We start from the raw sequence: 19,695 nt of genomic DNA on the forward strand, positions 1-19,695 counted from the left end.
TTTTAATTTTTTTGTTTAATGATTCTTACCGTTTCTACATGACTATCGTAGGTCACTTTTAAAAGGTAAATTCCTTGTGGATAATGTTCTAGGTTGACGGTATTGGTGAATGTATTTTTTAAAAATCTTCCTGTAACATCATAAATTGATACAATTAACTTGTTGTTTGAAGTATTGGTTTTAAACGTAATCTTTCCGTTTGTTGGGTTAGGGAAGTAAGTCAAAGATTTTTCTTTAAATTGGTTTAACCCTAAAACAGGAGCACCATTATAAGCACCAATGTTTGGAACACTTGTACTTGATACCAAGTTGCCAAAATAATCAAGACCTCCATTGTTTTGTAAAAAGTTCCAGAAATTAGTACTTCCGTTTATCAATTTACCTGCTCCAATTGATGTACTTCCAGATGCTAATTTATAAGAATCTGGATCGTTATCACCCACAGATACAAATTGTGGATTTGTATAAATAGCATTATTTTGTAATTCTGTTTCTAAAACAAACTGTGATTGTGGATAAAACTGATTGTGGGAAACATCAAGAACATCGTTGCTATTGTTTGTTAAGTCTGTTGCCATTGGCGTACCTCCAGTTTGCTTATAAATTATATTATTAAAAATATGTGTATCTCCAGTTTTAGGCATCACCAAAATTTCAGGATCCATGTTGTTTGGTACATAAACTGTATTGTTATAAATAAAACTTCCCGTATTTGGACAAGCTCCATTTCCTTGTCCACAGTATGGTGACACCCAGAATACACGTCCGTGTTTTACTTCGTTAGGTGGATCTGTACGCCAACCATCGTTAACACTAATATTATAGCGATAACCACAATTAATATTATCGCCCAATATTTCAACAAAACCACCTTCGTTATTATAACTGTAATTGTATTGAAAAACTACATTTTCATTTCCAAAATCAATATGTGCACCATAGGAATCTTGCCATCCACGTACATTTAAAAATTGATTGTGTTGAACTATTACATTTTTTGAACTGAATGTCCATAAGCCACTACCACGTTTCCACATTCTATCGTCCATAGTAGATCCAGTGCCATCAAAAATATTATTTTCTATGGTCACATTATAAGATTTATTTGGAACAATTCCAGAGCCACCAGTATTGTTAAATTCACAATTGTTTATGCTGTAGTCACTAGAATAAAAAGTATAATCTTTACCAGCTAAACCTAGGGGTTTTATCCATATACCATAATGCCCTATATCTGTAAAATAGCTATTGGTGATTTTTACATCATTAATTTTATAATAGTTAGGATCTGAGGATTGCACATCTATTTTAATGCCCCAACCTCTAGATTTTTTTGTAATGTTATTTGGGGTTTCATAATGCGTGTCATTTTCTTCTCCAGCAGGTGGTGTTGGATAAATTTTATGCACTTTGCTATTATCAATTCTAAAATAATTTAAGCTGCGTGTACTTGCCACAATTTTAATTCCAAATCTATTGTATTTTCCATTTCCCCAACTATTTACAGCACCTCCAAACCCTGATAGTGTTTTAGTGCCACCTCCACCATCTAAATGGGAAGCTTCATTAATTAATTCAAGGTTATTAATTTCAATATAATCGTCGTTATAAATTAATATTGAAGCTTGATAACCATCACCATCAATAACGGGTTTAGTTGTTCCTCCATATTTATCTACTATAATTGGGTTGCCAGCAGTTCCTGAACCTTTAAGCCAAAACATGCCTTGCCATACATCACCCGATTTAAACAAAATTTTATCTCCTGCCAAGAAAGTTGTATTGTACAGTTTATCTAATGTTTGCCAAGGTGTAGTATCTGTTAATCCATTATTTGAGTCTAAGCCAGTCAACGAACTTATATAATAGTCTGTTGCATTTGCCGTTAAAGCAAAAGTTATTACAAGTAATTGAATTAATTTGTTTATCATTTTTTATTATTGAGTATTAATTATACTATCTATTTTAGATTGTATCATAACAACAATTTCTTTGTTATTTAAAGCAACATTATTTTGTTCACTTATATCATCATTTAGATTATAGAGTTGAGCTATTTTGGAAAAGCCAGTTTCTATCTTTTTATCGCTAAACCAATTTGGAATAGAATTTTAGTTACCATTTTTATTTATTCTTTTTTTTCTATGCACTAACCCTTTAAAAACAGGGTCTATTAATTCTTCATTCCAAGATTTACGAAGTGCATCAATTTTTTCAACTTGATCAATATGTTGTTTGGCAATATTTGTAGTTTCGCTTAAATCTTTTTCAAGATTATACAATTCTTTTTCCCCTTTTATTACAACAAGTTTATAATCGTTATATCTAACTGCAAATCTATCTTGATCAAACTTTCTTAAATAAATTGTTTCATGTGGCTTTCCAAGTTTTTCTCCTGTGATATATGGTATTAAATTTACACCATCTAAAGGCTTTTCTGGGTTAGTTTTTGCATTAGCCAAAGCAACAGCTGTAGCCATTATATCAAGAGATGATACGGGCTTATCATAAACACCTTGTTTAACGGTTCCTTTCCACCTTATTGCAAAAGGAACATGGTATCCACCTTCATAAACTGAGCTTTTACCTTCTCTTAAGAGACCATTGTCTGAAGCGTTTTTATCTTCTGGACCTCCATTATCTGATAAAAAGAACACCAACGTATTTTCATCAAGATTTAATTCTTCTAACTTATCCATTAATAGTCCCACACCATCATCTAATGCACTTACCATTGCTGCATAAGTTCTCCTTTTTTTACTTTTAATGTTTGGAAATCTGTCTAAATATTTTTGGGTTGCTTGAAGTGGCCCATGTGGCGCATTGTATGATAAAAACAAAAAGAATGGAGAATCTTTATGACGCTCAACAAAAGCAACACTTTCATCAGCAAATTCTTCCGTAATATATTTAGGCGTTGTTATTGGGTTTACTGGTTTGTGATCTCTCATTAACCAAGTTCTGTAACTTTTACTCTCCGAATTTATAGCATAGCTATCTTCAATAGTCCACATATTTGAGAAATATTGATGACCTCCACCAAGGTGTCCGAAAAATTCATCGAAACCTCTGTTTAATGGATGGTTTTTAATATTAGCCCCTAAATGCCATTTTCCAATAATTCCTGTTTTATACCCTACACTTCCTAAATTATTTGCAATAGTACTTTCATCATGAGCAAGCCCCATATTTGGGTCAGATGGATCATATTGAGGATTGCGCTCAAAACCAAAACGTTGTTGATAGCGACCGGTTAGAAATCCGGCTCTACTTGGTCCGCAAACCGAATAAGAAACATAGCCATTAGTACATTTCACTCCTTCATTTGCAATTCTATCAATATTTGGAGTTGGTATTTGTTGGCTTCCATTAAAACTAACATCATTATAGCCAAGATCATCAGCCATTATAACAATGATATTTGGTTGTGAAGGAGGATTGATTAAATCTTTTGTTTTGTTGTTAGCAGAGATATGTAGAGCAAATCCAGTTATTTTTTTTTGCCAATTGCCTTCGTTAAAAAAGTTATCACCAATATTACAATTCCAAACCAAATATTGAAAAGATATTGATACAAATGTTAATAATAAAAAAATTGTTAATTTATTCTTCATTTCGTTTATAAAATAATAAAGCCGTAGTTTTCACTATGGCTTAAATCTAATAATTCAAATTATATATTAAAACCCTGTTCCAGGAGCTTCTGGACTTTGAGCTTGCGCTTTTTGTGGGTTTAAAATCATATACGTACCTAATGCAGTTAATGCTGCATACTTACCGTAATTACCTATCTTTTTTAAGGCGTCTTTACGAGAAATGTCTTGTGCGTGTTTTTCTTGTTTTTTCATCTTTGTATTTGTTTTAAATTCTCGTTAATTATTCTAAAATTATTTTCTTGTTCAGTTTACCTTTGGCAGTTTCTAACTGTACAATGTAAACACCTTTTGTTAAATATGGAAGATCAATGTCTTTATACATTACTGCTGAAAAACTGTTATTTAAAACTTGTTTACCTAAAATATTAAACATTTTTACATTTGTATTTCCATTTGGCAAACCTAAAATTCTCAAAGTAGAATTATTAGGCGCAAATACACTTACACTTTCTAACAACACACCATCTATACTTAAAGCACTGCTTCTTACATGCAAATAAAAACGTCCAATCCCATCTATATCTTTATTTGGCGTAAATTTGAATTCTGCATTTGCACTATTAAGTTGCGTAAACGTATTATTTGTACGATCTTCTAGGTAGACATTAATTCCGTTTGGTAAGTTTTGAGCATCTGCTGTAAAAGTAATTTCTGCATTTGCACTTACTTTTAAACCTACAGGAATAACTATGTTTTCTATATCATTTAAAGATAAAACTTGTCTTGCTAATTTTTTTTGTGAGTTATTTATTAAACCTGTGTAAAGATTAAAGTTAGATTGTACACCTCCAAATAAAGACGCATCATAACCATTGTCAAAATCGTTAGTCCCATTGTTTATATAATGTAAATCTGCACTTTTAATGTTTCCTCCTTGTTTAACAGATAATGAAATTTCTGTTCTACTATTCTTTAAAAAAGTATCTGTTGCACCTCCTCCGTTAAATTGATAAAATTCTATTTGAGTACCATCTCCTGAACTAATAAAAAATGCTTGTCCTGGTGCAATCTCAAAAGCACCATCAGAAGTAGATGTTTTTGGCACATAAGCACCAGATGCTTGATTCCAAATCCAAATAGTATTTTCTGTGAATTTTGAAGCACCATTATTGGTGAAAAATTCTGAAACTGCTAAATATGTTGGGAATGGGTTACTAACTAAATTAAATTTATTTGCATTAGCATTACTTACGGTAGCTGGTTTAGAACCTGTTGGATATGTACCTGTAAAACTAACAGCACCTCCAGTATCACTTCTTAATGCGTATCCTGTAGATGAATTAAAAGTACCTGACCCTCCAGATTGCAGATACACCCATTGTCCAGTTGTAGGGTCTGCTGCTCCATTTTGAAATGTTGCAATACCTCTATTATTTCCTGTACCAGATGCTATATTATTATCTACGACCCAAGTATCATTATATGATTGTCCAACAACAGGAGAACCTACTAAATGCCATTTATCTACAACCAGAGTTCTGTTGTAAGTTATGTTACCCGTAGATGTTCCATCAACATCTAAAGACCCACCACCATTAATAGTTAAAGTTCTTGACCCATCAACTTCTAAATTATAAGCAAAAGCACCAGTTGTAGCAGATATAATAGGCTCGTTAGTAACCCCAGATGATGGTAATACTATATCATAATCTGCAACACTAGAAGTAAAAGTTGGAACAGTATTAATATCCCAGTTTGCTGCAGTATCCCAATTTGAATCTGAACTTCCATCCCAAGTTGCGAGTGGTCTTACAGAAATATTGTCAAATCGTATTGAATTATTTACACCCCCACCACTTCTTGCATTTTTTGATACATGAAACATTAAATCTGATTGCGGTGCAGTAAAAGTATATGTGAAATGAGTCCAACTTGTTGTTGTAACAGGTATCGCTGTTACAGTACCTACATTACCATTACCTGCATAAGTACCATCATTAAGTCTAATTGTAACAAAAGCTTCTCCACCTGGGTTTATTCCTGAGTTATTATACCTAGCATAAAAGCTTAATTGATATTTTGTGCTTGAAGTAGCTGTAAAATTTTGTTTAACAGTTCTAAAGTCATTACCTAAATTCATACTATAAGTTCCAGAATAAATTTCTCCTGCACTAGGTGTAGATACTCCACCACTTGAACTAGAAAAAGGGGATAATACTCCATCTTCTAACCCTTGGTTAGAAATTAAATTTTGGCTAAAAATTATTGAAGGTAAAACCAACAACAACCATAAAATTGTAATTTTTTTCATTATAAATATATTTAATTAAGTATGTAAATAAATAAATAAATATAGAAAAGTGATAGGGGAATATGTTCAATAAATGGGGTAAATAGATAAAACCTCTTATAAAATTACCTTTTTCACAGTAACTTTCTCTTTCTGATTGATTTTGAATAAAATAAACCCCTTTAGAAAAATCTATTTCTGTCATTTTAGAAGTGGTTTTTTGAAGTAATAATTGCTTCCCTTTTGCATCAAAAATTGTTATTTTAGAACCTGATTCATCTGCTTTTATATTTAAATACTCTCTTACAGGATTTGGAAATAACTGAAAAGAGTCATCTAGATTGGCTTTGAAAATCTCCATCATCAAAGCTAGCACCAACAGAAAGCAATAGTCATTCTTTTACTTTTGGTACTAAAACTTGCCCATTTGTTGGATTTGTTGAAAATGGAAAGGGCTTTATTGCATTTGTAGAATTTATTCGAACACTGTCATAATAGATATACATTTCGTTTTCTATCCATAATAGTCCAAAGATGTGAAATTCATCATTATGAATATTTAGCGTATTAAAAGGTATTTATGGTTTTTTTAAAAGCTCCATAACCATCATAATGTACAACTGCTTTTGAAGTATAGCTTTCCCATGCAGATTCGAAAATATCTATTCAGCTCCAACTGCAGCAGAATTATCTACATTCCTTTGATTTTCTCCTTGTAACCAAAATGCAGTTTGATTCCCTTTAAATGTTTTTGCAATTTTAATTTTTGCCTCTAAACATCCATATTTCACTTCATACAAACCTCTAGAATCAATAGAACCACAGCGCATTGTTGTGTTGTTTATTTTTGTAACTCTTAAAACAAGTTGCCCTTAATTATTTAAAAAACATTTTCTACTATCCAACACCAATCTGTAACTCCTAAATTTGTTCTTGGAGATCTTATTTTTGTACTTATACTCTTGTACCATTTAGTTAAATCTAAACTAGTGACTTGAAATTCATCACTAAAATCTAAAAACCAATTTCCGGACACATTTCCATTTGGTTGCGCATTTATAGGTGAATTTACATCTACAAGATTTGAAGCAAAATCTTAATCAATTATAACTACATTATCTATTCCTACAGGTCTGTTATTATTATTGTAGAAAACAATTCTTGCTTGACTAACTTTTGCTGGTGCTGTAAAAGAAAAACTTCCTATTTTCCAGACATCAGAATTTGTTTCTAAATCTATAGTGTTATAACTGAACCAATATTAGCTCCTGTTATTACACGAACAGTCATATCATAGCATCCAGTTCCACTTACTCATCTGTAATCAAACCTAACATTATAAGTTTTACCAGCAGTTAAAGAAAAAACTTGGAGTAAAGAACCTTCTGTATTACTTATATTTCCAACAAAAGAGTTCAATATATCATCTTTTAATACTTGGTTGTTAAAACCTTTCCAGTTATCTTTATTAGACTCAAAATTTCCATATGAGATTAATTTGAGTTATAAATAATATTATTAAAAAAAGGGTGTAATTACGTTTTATTTGTAATTTATATGTTGCTTTAAATTTTCTTTAATCATTCTAAAACTATTTTTTTATTCAATTTACCAGTAGCTGTTATTAATTGAACAACATAAACCCCTTTAGCTAATTTTGGCAAAGAAACATCTTGGTTTCCATTAGCTTTAAATGTAGTATTTATCATTTGTTCCCCCAGAATATTAAATAGTTTAACATTTGCTACTCCTTGAGGTAAGCCTACAATTCTTAAAGTGGTGCTATTAATTTTATAAATACTAGCATTCTCTAAAATTGTATCGTTAATACTTAATGAACTTTTTGCGGTATGTATATAGAACCTACCAATGCCACTTACAGCTTCGGATAGAGTAACTGTATAATTTGCATTTTCCTTATCTAAGTGTGTAAAAGTTTTATTTAATTTATCTTCTAGAAACACTTTTAAATCTGATTGTAAATTAAATACTTCTGCAGAAAAAGTAATTTCTTTACCTGCATCGGCTGTAATACCAATAGGAATTACCATCGATTCTAAATCTGAATCTGGTAATACTTGCTTCATAAAATTAACTCCTTCACTCTCATCAACTAAATGTGAATAAATATTAAAATTTGAAGAAACTCCTGTAAATGTTCCTGCATCTAGCCCTTTATCTAGGGCTTTAGTTGCGTTGGATTTATATTCTATTTCTGTGTATTCAATATTTTGATTAGAATCTGTTATAAATAACTTTATTGATGATAAACTATTTCTATAAAAAAGAACATTATTTTTATGCTTTTGTCTTGCTTCTGTAATGCTAAAGTTATTGGCATTAGAATTTGCTGCATTTACAAAAAATGCTTGCCCAGGATGTATGTAATCAGTACCAGATAATGTTGTATAACCAGCTCCTCCTACTTTGTTATTATCCCAAACATAAACAAATTGATGCGTACCTGTTAAGTTATTTGTATTATCACCAATAATATCACTTACCAATAAATAAGAAGGAAATGGGTTTCCTACAAGATTCCAATTACTAACATCTTGGGTTATGGTTACACTTTGTGTACCTGAAGGAATTGTACCAGAAAAAGTATATAAACCACCACTTATTTTTTTCATAGAATACCCAATCCCTGTATCAAAAGTAGACCCAGTTCCTGTAAAATATCTCCAGGATCCAGTTGTTGGGTCGAGAGTTCCATTACTATAAGTACTTATTCCTTTATTATTTCCTGTACCACTTACAATGCCATTAGCATTTACCCAATTGTTATTTTGTACTTGACCACTTACAGGAGGTGCTATTAAATGCCACTTATCATCTGCTATAGAGGTATAATAAGAAACCCCACCAGTAACAGTGAACCCTGTAGCAATAAAAGAAGCTCCAGAATTAATAATTAATTGACCTACTGTTACATTAGAGGTTAATGTTGGGTAATTTGATAAACCACTAGGTATATAAACTACTTCTGAAGTTGTAGGTACTGTTCCTTCTGCCCAATTGGTAGGAGTACTCCAATTTGTATCTGTGCTACCATTCCAAGTTTTATCTGGTGCAACGGTAATACTAACATTATCTACTCTTATAGGTCTGTTACCACTTAATTTGTTTAATAATATTCTTGCATTAAAAACACCTGATGGAGCAGTAAAAGAAAAATTACTTGTATGCCAACTATCTGGCGTAGTACTTAATGTTGGTACTGCTGGTGTAGTTGTTATATTTGTTGCTCCAGAAACACCCTCTACAATTATAGGAATCATATCATAATTACCAGCACCACTAACCCATCTATAATCAAAAGACACATTATAGCTAACACCAGGTGTTACTTCTAATATTTGAGAAAAAGAGCCTTCATTATTATCAATATTACCCATCTGATTACCAGGTCTAATGTCATCTGTGTTTATAACTTGGTTGTTAAAATTATTCCAGGGAAGTCTTTCTCCTGTTTCAAAATCTCCATTGGTTACAATGTTTGAACTTGGAAGTTCTACAGATTTATAAGCACGTACCCAATCTACTTTTGCTACAGACAAATCTCCAATAGGTTGAAGATTAAACGTACCATCACCAAAACTAGCACCTACAGAAAGCCATAACCATTCTGGAACTTGAGGTACAAGAGGATTTCCATTAGCAGGATCTGTTGAAAACGGAAAAGGTTTATTTATACTCGTTGAAGTTACCTTTACACCATCGTAATAAATATCTATTGTAGTACTAGTCCAATGCGCTCCAAATGTATGATAACCTGAATGAATATTGGGAGTGTTATATGGAACGGTATATGCCATATGATCTGAACCATATCCATCATAATGCACTACTGCTTTGGTTTTATTAGTTATCCAAGCAGATTCAAAAAAATCAAGTTCTGCACCATCTGCTCCAGAATCATTTACATTTCCTTGGTTATGACCTTGCATCCAAAATGCTGTATGATTTCCTTTTTGGGTATTTGCAATTTCTATCCTCGCTTCAAAATAGCCATATGTTGGTTCATACAAACCTATTGTTTCAACACTACCACAATACATTGTATTACTATCAAACTTTGATGCTTTTAATTCCAGTTGTCCAGAACCATTAACACTTACGTGGTCTTGTCTCCACCACCAATCATCCACTCCTTGAAATGGTCTTGGGGCTCTAGAGTTGGCACTTACACTTTCCACCCACCTGTCTGTATTTGGCGTTGGTGAAGCACTCCCGTTAAACTCATCGCTAAATTCTAGCTCCCAAGAACCTGGAACTGAACCAAAAGGCAATTGTCCCACAGCTGTATCTGGATCTATTAATACTGGTGGTGGTGTATAACCATCATTGATGATACTTACATCATCAAGTTTAATAGCATTATTGCCACTTGCATCATAACCCTTTGATATTTCAAAGTACACACTTGTTACACCCGTTGCAGGTGTAAAAGAAAACGTTTCAGTTATATAACTTGTCGCAGTTAAATCAAAGTTTGGAGAAGTTGCAATTATAGCATCATTTACATTATTTTTTATGGTAGCATTTATATCTATTGTTGCTGTACCTGTAAACGTCCTATACTTAAAACTAACATTATATAAAGTTCCAGGTACTACTGTTACAGTTTGCTTAATAGAAGCTGAGCTATTTTTTAAATTACTATTATAAGCTCCAGTTGCAGGATTGGCTTGGATGCTACAGTTGTTTGTGGTCCACCCAGTAAAATCACCTGTTTCAAAACCACCATTTGTAATAAGTTCTTGTCCATTAACGCTTATGCTTACTGTTAACAATAAAATTAATATGCGGATTTCTTTCATCTGTCTTTCTTTTTTTTGTTACTCTTTTTCTTATGTTAAGATTAATATGTTTACTTTTATATTAACTTCTATTGCTCCTAAATCAGGAAGATTTGTAATTATATTCCCTAAAATATCTTTTTTAATATTACCGTAAAAATTCCTGTTCTACTAGACCCACAAGCAGAATAGCTTACATAACCGTTTGTAAAAATCACGCCATTTTTTGCAAGCTTATCTAAATTAGGTTTTTTTAATTGCCTACAACCATTAAACCCAACACCTCAATAACCTTGATCATCAGTTAAAATAATAATCACATTTGGTTTCTTTACTTCTTGAGCACATTGTATAAAATCAATACATAAAACTAAAAGATATAATAAGGAAGTGCTTTTTTTCATTGGTAGGAATTACTTTCTTAGTACAAAATTAAAAATTAATGCTTTTTTATTAAAGGGGTTTAAAGACCAAATAAGGGTGGTAAACAGGTAATTAATAATAAAACTATATGACCAAATTATAAGTGTAAGTAAATTATTTTTTGAATTATATGCCCCATTAATTGAATCATTACCTACACTATTGTTTGTTTTTATTTCATAATTTTACTTTATACAAAATAACTTTACATATGCAAATGCTCACTTTTTTAGGATTTACAATTTTAGTCGCAGTAATCTCTTATCTAGCAACAAGAAAAACAAAAGAATCTTCTTCAGATGGGTCTTTTTTAGATCTTTTTAAAATTGAGTAATAAAACAAAAATTAGCATATAAAATTAAGTATAATTAGTTAAAAAAAATATTATGACAGCAGGATTTGATTTTTGGGATTATGTAGTTTTCATTGCATATGCCTTTTTAATTTTAGGAGTTGGTTTATGGGTTTCTAGAGACAAAAAAGGGCATCAAAAAAATGCAGAGGATTATTTCTTAGCTAGTAAGTCTTTACCTTGGTGGGCAATTGGTACTTCTTTAATTGCAGCAAATATTTCGGCAGAACAATTTATTGGTATGTCTGGATCTGGTTTTGCACTTGGTATTGCCATTGCATCTTACGAATGGATGGCAGCTTTAACCTTGTTAATTGTAGGTAAATACTTTTTACCGATTTTCATAGAAAAAGGATTGTATACCATTCCTGAGTTTGTTGAAAAACGATTTTCTACAAACCTAAAAACAATATTAGCTATTTTTTGGTTAGGACTATATGTTTTTGTAAATCTTGCTTCTGTACTATATTTAGGAGGTTTGGCTATAGAAACCATTATGGGAGTAGACATGTTGTACGCCATTATTGGTTTGGCATTATTTGCTGCAGCCTATTCTTTGTATGGAGGTTTATCTGCAGTGGCTTGGACAGATGTTATTCAAGTAGTTTTCTTAGTTCTAGGAGGATTGATTACGACATATTTAGCATTAAACACCGTTTCTGGAGGAGAAGGAATGTTGGCTGGTTTTTCACAAGTTTTGGAAGCCGCTCCAGAAAAATTCCATATGATATTAGAAGAATCTAATGACAACTATGTAAACTTGCCAGGTATTTGGGTACTTGTTGGTGGTTTGTGGGTTGCAAATTTATATTATTGGGGTTTCAACCAATATATCATACAAAGAACTTTAGCGGCTAAATCTTTAAAAGAATCTCAAAAAGGGATTTTATTAGCAGCATTTTTAAAACTTATCATTCCGTTTATCGTAGTTATACCAGGTATTGCAGCATATGTGATGGTAAATGACCCAGACATAATGGCTAACTTAGGAGGAGCAGGAATGTTAAATACACCATCTGCAGAACAAGCAGATAAAGCTTACCCTTGGTTATTACAATTTTTACCTACAGGTCTTAAAGGAGTTGCTTTTGCAGCTTTAGCAGCAGCTGTAGTATCATCTTTAGCTTCTATGATTAATTCTACATCGACTATTTTTACGATGGATATTTATAAGCAATACATAGATAAAAATGCCAATGATAAAAAGACAGTTAATGTTGGAAGAATTTCTGGAGGAATTGCCCTAATAATTGCGGCTATTGTTGCGCCACTTTTAGGAGGTATAGATCAAGCATTTCAGTTTATTCAAGAATATACAGGTATTGTGAGTCCTGGTATTTTAGCCGTATTTATGTTAGGATTATTTTGGAAAAGAACCACAAATAATGCAGCAATTTGGGGAGCAGTTTTATCAATTCCAATTGCTTTAGCATTAAAATTTATTCCGATTCCGGCTTTTGAACCTTGGATGCATCAAATGGGAATTGCCACTGTATTAACTATGATAATTACTGTTGTTTTAAGTCATATTCAAAATAAAGGAGCAGATGATCCTAAAGGTATAGAGATTACAAAAGATTTATTTAAAACAACTCCGCTGTTTAATATTGGTTCTTTTATAGTTTGTATATTATTGGCTGTATTGTATGCGTTGTTTTGGTAGTTTTCTTATTACAACCATATGAATTTTTAATTAATTCAAGCTATAAACTATTTTTATAGATATCATTCTAACGCCTTCTTGCGTTGTAAAAACTGTTTTCATAATACATAATTTTAAGGTTATGCATCAGGTAATAAAATTTTAAAAAAGGAGGTTCATTTATTTTGACTGAACTGTCCGTATTCTAAACTACCGTGGCTGTTGTGCTCGGTTGGTACGCCTTTTGCGTTCCCTATACCTTACAAAGACACAAGTTTTCTTTATTAAAATATCCAAAATTAATATATTAATAACAAGACCCCTTCCTCACTTGTTGCAATATAAAGAATGAATATTCTCTTATGATTTATTCTAATACTTCTCAATACTCCTTTTCTTAAATATAAAACATCACTTTGATAGAAATATTTTAATGTTTTTAAGTCTTAACTAAACGATACCAAATCCTATTCCTACCTCTATTATTAATGTAAAATCGCTACAACGACTTAATCGAATCTGATCTTTTTAATAGATATTTGAGTGTACCACTTGGCATTTAGTGCATCCTATTATATAACAACAAGTACAAATACCCAACTGGTACATTTATAGAGTCTTAATAAAGCATAGTTTTTACGAATCTATATCTAAATGACTAGAGGGAGTATTTTGTATAAAAAATTGAACAAGAAAGAGCTTTTGATTCGATTAGAGAATAAAAGAGAACTATAAGAAAAGGTTTAATTTTTTTTTTTAACTGAGCCACGTGATTAATGAGTAATTCTAAAGAGACAGCTTAAAAAATGCTTACCACGTTTACCAACTCTTTACCACTAAAATAATCGCTGGACCCCTTGATATTGTTGAGGTGTCCCAGCATTACCGCGTTTACCACCCTCCCTATAAGTATAAGTGTTTATTTGATTCAAAAAAGTTTGAACTAAAGTATTTTAGTTTGCTTTCGGTTCCTAAATCATCAATCCAAATGATGCCTGCTTTTTTATGTAGTTTGGATTTGCTGTATTTCTGAATTACTTCATAGCCTTCTGTTATGAATTCAAAACTTAATTTAGATTAAATAATAAAGTAAATCTCCTTACAGCGAGTTAAATCACCTTGACCTTATATATATACTATTTTGAGTGTACCGCTTCTAGACAACCCCTTGTATTATATATAATCAAGGGTATTCTATATGTGGTACATTAAAAGATATCATTTAATCAAATGATTCATTAAAAACAAATTAAATAATGTGTAAGAGTCACTATTACTTTTCAACTCACACAACGAACCCATCAATTTACAAATGGTTAGAAGCCTTCAAAGAATCTAAAAACTTAAGCGAAGAAGGTTTAGACATGCTCAATGTATTGATAGAAGAATATCACAAAAGAAATAAAAATTTAAGTGTAAAGGATTTCTGCTCAACTTTCATAATGAAGTACAAAGAACAACTTAACAAACATATATGTCCGAAGATACACCACTTAAAAGAATTTCTATACAATTTCATAGGGTACGATCAACAATGGAGAGCTAGCACCCGATCTTTTGGAAAAAACTCAAAATCTCTCGCAGATCAAATCACTGAAAAAGATCTTATTGAAGAAATGGTAAATCCGAATAAATCTCTAAAAAAGCTTTTGGATGCTTCAGGAGGAGATCTTTCTGCTGTAAAACCTTTCTTACCTGCTTTAATGATATCACTAAAAACAAATACGAGAGATAAGAGTAAGATACAATTCAAGCATACAGGCGAATTTTGTTTTGATTTCGATAAGTTTAAGGACACTGAAGAAGCAATATTTTGGATGGAGAAAGTCTTTGAAGCCACAGAAAATATTAAACCGTATTTAAGTTTCATTTCTTCTAGAGGGAAGGGTTTTAAAATATTCTGCAAAGTAGATACTTCTGATAAAGACTTTAAAAATGATTTTAAATCTGAAGATCCTGATGTCGTAAAAAAACATCATAAAACTTGGTATGAAGGAGCTAGAAAAGAATTAATAAAAAATTTCCCTCCTCTGGAAGATAAGTTTGATAAATCTACCAATGATTCAACGAGGCTAACTTATATTCCTTTTGTTGCTGATGAGGAAAATAGATTAAAGTATAAGCCAAAAAGAATTTCTAATTATGCATCAATTGTGAATCAAGAAAAAGAATTAGCACATCAAAAACTGAAAAATGATATTGCCAAACACCAGAAAGAAATAAATCAAATTATGAAAGAGCAAGGTATTTCTTCTCAAGAAGAAGCCTATTATATCTTTGAAAAAAAGAAAATCATTCCTTTTGATCTAGAGTCAGAAACAGAGAAATTTGAAAAAGTAATTGAATATTTAGAAGAGCTTTCAAATCAAGATTCAGTGGTAGCACGATTTGTTTCTGAACATTTTGATGATTATGGGACACTCCAAAAATTGAGCTGGGTCTTATACGGAGTTTTTGGAGAGCTAGCTATAGATAATCTTCTTAAGTTAGTTCCTGAAGGTTCAAACAAAAAAGATGAAAATCATAACGATTACAGATGGACAGTTCGTTCAAAAGACGACTATAGTGCTAAAGAATTAAAATCTATGACCCCAGCTCCATTTTATTATATCGTCCGAAAATTAGAAGAGGTTGATGATTTTATATACCAAAACTTTGGAATGTCAACTACTGATAAAACTGAAATTAAACTCTTGAGTGATTATTATGATACTTATATTAGTCATCTAAATCTTGAAGCTGAAGGAAGTGAAAATGCAGATACTTCAGAATTTCTAGATGATATCACAAAATATATCGAAAAGAAAAAAATACGTCTTCCTCTTATAGAAGAACTAGAGACAATTAATCCAGAATTTACATTAGGACCTAATGATTATTTAGACAAAAATGTAATGCATGATCTATTTCAAAATAAATACACAGATAAAAAAATATTCCATTTAAGGAGCCAGTGCGGTAAGTAATAGTGCCGTCTCAAGGTGGGAGCCTTGAGTAATAAAATCTTTGAATTCAGAGAAGACTAAGGGTATAGATATATATCTATTTCTATGTTAATTCTGAGCTAAGTAAATCGTTTAATATTGAAGTGTACCGCTTCTAGACAACCCCTTGTATTATATATAATCAAGAGTGTTCTAGTATCGGTACATGAGATAGAGATTTAAAAGTGCAGAGACTATCCCAATTTGGGAGTACATCAGAAGTCTGGTGGAAGCGGAGGTTGCCTAGAACAGGTAAAGATATAGTCCGATCTTATAGGAAATTATAAGCAGAAAGATATTATATAATTCTTTCGGGAATGAGAGCAAAACGGCTCATTCTGAACATAAATGACTGGAAAAAATAGTATTACAGGTAATTCTAAATTTAAAATGCCTGGAAGAATTCTACTTTGCTCTCCTTATACAAGTATTTTAAATCAAGCTGCATATGATGCTTGGCATTCAAATGATAATGGCCCCAAATTATTTTCACATTCTAAAATTGAGGAGGTTATAGGTAATTTGAAAAAAACAGACGATGAAACGATTCGTTTTGATTATGAAAAAACATTCAAAGGTAAAAACATACCTAATGACTCTGAACTTGTAATTCATACAACATACAATCAAATATTAAACATATCCTATGAAGAACTTGCTACTCAGGATTACATCACAATTGATGAGTGTCATTCCCTGTCAGATGGAATAGATTACAGAGCAACATTAATTGCTGAGGTTATAAGTTATTTAATTGAATTTGTTAGGAGAAAAGTCGATGCTACAACTAAAATTATTTTCATGTCAGGAACACCAAATGTTGAGACTCATGTGGTACAGGATCTACTGCAGGAATATGAACTAGACCATCTTTATCAACGAGTAATTGTAAATAAGAAATATAAAAACCAACCTATAGTTAATATAAGACACCTCGACACAAATAATGGCGAACAAAGGTCCAATGCTGTTATTGAACAAATACACAAGTATTACAAAAGAGGAAGAAAAGTTGTTCATATTTTCAACTATAAAGAAAAAATGGATAAATATGTTAGAGAAATTCAATCAAAGCTTGATGCTGACATTAAAGTAGGTCTTTTCTATTCCGGCTCTAAAGGAGTATGTAGGGATAATATTTTAAAAGGAAAGTTTGGAGATTTTGATGTCATTCTAACAACCACCTATTTTATTAACGGAATTAACATCAATAAAGATGGGATTACTGAGGATGATTTTTTGGCAGGAGAATCTTCTAAACAAGAATATGGTGTTGTAATAGATTTAGGTAAAACCCATACAAAGATTAATGCTAGTGATGCTGTTCAAGCAATTAATAGATTCAGGAATAGAAAATGCTATGCTACAATTTTCTTTCCTAAGTTATTCAGGACTGATCACTATAATACCAACAGAAAGTTTGATTATAATTACGCTGGAAAAATAATTTTGGGTATCAACAAATACAACAATCACCTTCTTTCTGTAAATAAAAATCTCGAGGCGGTTACAAAAGAAGACAAAGAAGTTGAAGAGGATATCGCTTTTTTAGATAAAATAAGAAATAACCCTAGTCAAATCAATTATTATGATATTCGTAACTATCAGAAAAAAACTGAAAAGATAAGGGATATTATAAATCGTTTAGAAAAGAAAAAAAGCATTTATGAAGATTGGTTGTGTTCTTTGGATGGTTATCATTTTATGACAACAGATGCCGGTTTCTTATCTGTAATTTTTGAAGGTCATATCAATGAACCATTGCCTGAAATGACTGAAGATCAATTAGCATTAGAAAATCAGGTCATTCGTAATTTTTTAGACAATGACGATGCGTTGTTATTTTTGTCTAATCAAATGGATATAGAGAAGAGGTTTTTGGTGAGAGCTTCTAATGCGATTAAAGATCCTTTCAGTACTAAAATAGGAAATTTCGAAGCTGTTGATATAAAAAATAATAAATTCATTTTTGAAGGAGATTTTCACGTTTCCCACGAAAGTGCGATTAACAAGTTAATTAGAAATCATTTACAATTTACGTATTGGTATGATCCTGATAAAGTTTTGGAAATCTTGAGGTATCTTATAAATCCTGAAGTCAAGCTGCTACCAATAACCACTAATAGTTATCTTAAGAAAATTACAAGTTACCTCAAATCATTCAAGGTCTTTAAAAGCTTCAACTGTAAAGATGGAATGAATTACCTTATATTCCTCGATTATTTAGCAGATAAAAATTTAGGTATCATTAAAAAGATATCTCCTACTTATATCTCTTATACAAATACAAATACTGATGTAGATTTTAAAGAGATTTGGGCGCTAATGCAAAAACAAAAGACATCATACTTAATAGACCACTCTCATAATTCTATAAAAGATTATCTTAAAGAGCATACCAAGAATGATGAACTGATGAAAAAAATGGATCTTGAAAAACTAGACAATCAATTACATAGATTGTCGATCTACAAGCCTTTAAAGTATGCTAAAACTGGCGACATTAAATCTTATGAAAACATAACCATTCCACGAATTCTGAGGAGTGATAAAATGATATTGGCATTAAATGATTATGAATATGACGTTGAAGAACCAGAGAATTGCACCTATGACGAGAGTAAGATAGAATTTGAGAGTGTTTGGAAAAGACTAAGCATAAGACTTGAAACCTACCTCAACAGTGAATTACGAGCTAATCATATTCACTTAAATACAATCTACAACACACTAAAGGATTTTATAGACGAAAAAAACTTTCAAAAATTAAGTAATTACATCAATACGCTGTTGAGTGATTCTAAAAAGAATGCTCTTCCAGTTGTGACAGAGGTAATTCAAAAACTAAAGAAAGATTTAAAAACAATAAATACCTTTTTACTGACTGCATGTAAGGCAGTTGATTACAATACCTATAAAAACTTAAAACATAAAATACCTATGAAATTTATAACTCAGACCTTATTTTGTGAGGAAGATTTTCAATTAGCAACTATTAACAAGAGATTTAAAGCTAATTTAAAAAAGATCAACCAATATGATGTGTATAATAGTTTATTCAAAAATTCTAAAAAATATAAAAATTCTACAAGATTAAGTGTTCATACTCCTAAAGGAAGAGTTACAATTAACTCTGCTAATCATGAAGCTGCAAAAATTACTAGACCTGCTTATCTAGTTTTAGACGATGTCGGAAAACTTCTTTATGCTGATTTTTCTGCAGAAGAAACCTGCAGTTTTTTATGCTCTTATGCGTATAGTAACAATAGTTTTGAGATGAAGGATGGTAGCATCCCTACTAAAATTTACAACAAAGGAATATATAATCCTAGTACATTTCTAAATGATTATTTTGCGAATAGTTCTGATAGTAAGACCATAAGTAATTATAATATTAAAGTCTATAATGTGAACCTTCTAGATTATAGAAAATTTGCCGATGCTAAAAAGAGAAAAAAGAAATAAGAATTGATCTTACTCTTAAATAAACAAACCAAACCCAATAATGGGTTTGGTTTGCTTTTTTGATGCTAATCACCTTTTTTCTTCTTAATCCAGAGAATAATTAACTGGCATCCATCTTTGATCATTTTGATAATTAGGTCA

At 31.3% G+C, this 19,695-nt stretch carries 11 protein-coding genes, 1 pseudogene and 1 riboswitch; of the genes and pseudogenes, 3 read left to right on the plus strand and 9 right to left on the minus strand.

All coding sequences use genetic code 11. From position 1 onward, the window contains the following. Window positions 1-2: 2 nt before the first annotated feature. From H9W90_RS08840 to H9W90_RS15425, 9 genes and pseudogenes are all read right to left on the minus strand, one after another. Window positions 3-1,931: a T9SS type A sorting domain-containing protein gene (locus H9W90_RS08840; RefSeq protein ID WP_187481260.1), complete on the minus strand. Its 1,929-nt coding sequence runs from the start codon at window positions 1,929-1,931 to the stop codon at window positions 3-5. 180 nt (window positions 1,932-2,111) lie between these two features. Further along, window positions 2,112-3,614: a sulfatase-like hydrolase/transferase gene (locus H9W90_RS08845; protein ID WP_187481261.1), complete on the minus strand. Its 1,503-nt coding sequence runs from the start codon at window positions 3,612-3,614 to the stop codon at window positions 2,112-2,114. A 66-nt stretch (window positions 3,615-3,680) separates the two neighbouring features. Beyond that, a complete protein-coding gene (locus H9W90_RS08850) occupies window positions 3,681-3,848 on the minus strand; it encodes a hypothetical protein (protein WP_187481262.1) in 168 nt (55 codons plus the stop codon). A 28-nt stretch (window positions 3,849-3,876) separates the two neighbouring features. After that, a complete protein-coding gene (locus H9W90_RS08855; protein ID WP_187481263.1) occupies window positions 3,877-5,907 on the minus strand; it encodes a DUF8693 domain-containing protein in 2,031 nt (676 codons plus the stop codon). Then, window positions 5,852-6,250, minus strand: a complete 399-nt coding sequence (locus tag H9W90_RS08860) for a T9SS type A sorting domain-containing protein (RefSeq protein ID WP_187481264.1) — start codon at window positions 6,248-6,250, stop codon at window positions 5,852-5,854. Before H9W90_RS08860 ends, H9W90_RS08855 begins: the two co-directional genes overlap by 56 nt. Before the next feature lie 298 nt (window positions 6,251-6,548). After that, window positions 6,549-6,716: a LamG domain-containing protein gene (locus H9W90_RS08865; protein ID WP_187481265.1), complete on the minus strand. Its 168-nt coding sequence runs from the start codon at window positions 6,714-6,716 to the stop codon at window positions 6,549-6,551. A gap of 50 nt (window positions 6,717-6,766) precedes the next feature. After that, on the minus strand, window positions 6,767-6,922 hold the full coding sequence (locus H9W90_RS08870; protein WP_187481266.1) for a hypothetical protein: 156 nt from the start codon (window positions 6,920-6,922) through the stop codon (window positions 6,767-6,769). Between the two features lie 544 nt (window positions 6,923-7,466). After that, window positions 7,467-10,709, minus strand: coding sequence for a DUF8693 domain-containing protein (locus tag H9W90_RS08875; protein WP_187481267.1), 3,243 nt, complete (start codon window positions 10,707-10,709; stop codon window positions 7,467-7,469). Window positions 10,710-10,816: 107 nt separating this feature from the next. Next, window positions 10,817-10,909 (minus strand): annotated as a pseudogene (locus H9W90_RS15425) (hypothetical protein); the annotation flags it as partial. 588 nt (window positions 10,910-11,497) lie between these two features. Between H9W90_RS15425 and H9W90_RS08885 the strand changes: the two are divergent. The 3 genes from H9W90_RS08885 to H9W90_RS08895 all read left to right on the plus strand — a co-directional run bounded on the left by H9W90_RS08885 (window position 11,498) and on the right by H9W90_RS08895 (window position 19,554). Continuing rightward, the gene (locus H9W90_RS08885) at window positions 11,498-13,126 is read left to right on the plus strand and encodes a sodium/sugar symporter (RefSeq protein WP_187481268.1); all 1,629 of its coding nucleotides are present in this window, start codon (window positions 11,498-11,500) and stop codon (window positions 13,124-13,126) included. 150 nt (window positions 13,127-13,276) lie between these two features. Continuing rightward, window positions 13,277-13,369: riboswitch (SAM-I-IV-variant riboswitch) on the minus strand. A gap of 1,178 nt (window positions 13,370-14,547) precedes the next feature. Continuing rightward, window positions 14,548-16,071, plus strand: a complete 1,524-nt coding sequence (locus H9W90_RS08890; RefSeq protein ID WP_187481269.1) for a BT4734/BF3469 family protein — start codon at window positions 14,548-14,550, stop codon at window positions 16,069-16,071. Window positions 16,072-16,437: 366 nt separating this feature from the next. Beyond that, window positions 16,438-19,554 carry a DEAD/DEAH box helicase family protein gene (locus tag H9W90_RS08895; protein ID WP_187481270.1) on the plus strand — a complete coding sequence of 1,039 codons (3,117 nt, stop codon included), beginning with the start codon at window positions 16,438-16,440 and terminating at the stop codon, window positions 19,552-19,554. Window positions 19,555-19,695: the final 141 nt, after the last annotated feature.

The sequence above is a fragment of the Polaribacter pectinis genome, assembly GCF_014352875.1.
GTDB lineage: Bacteria > Bacteroidota > Bacteroidia > Flavobacteriales > Flavobacteriaceae > Polaribacter > Polaribacter pectinis.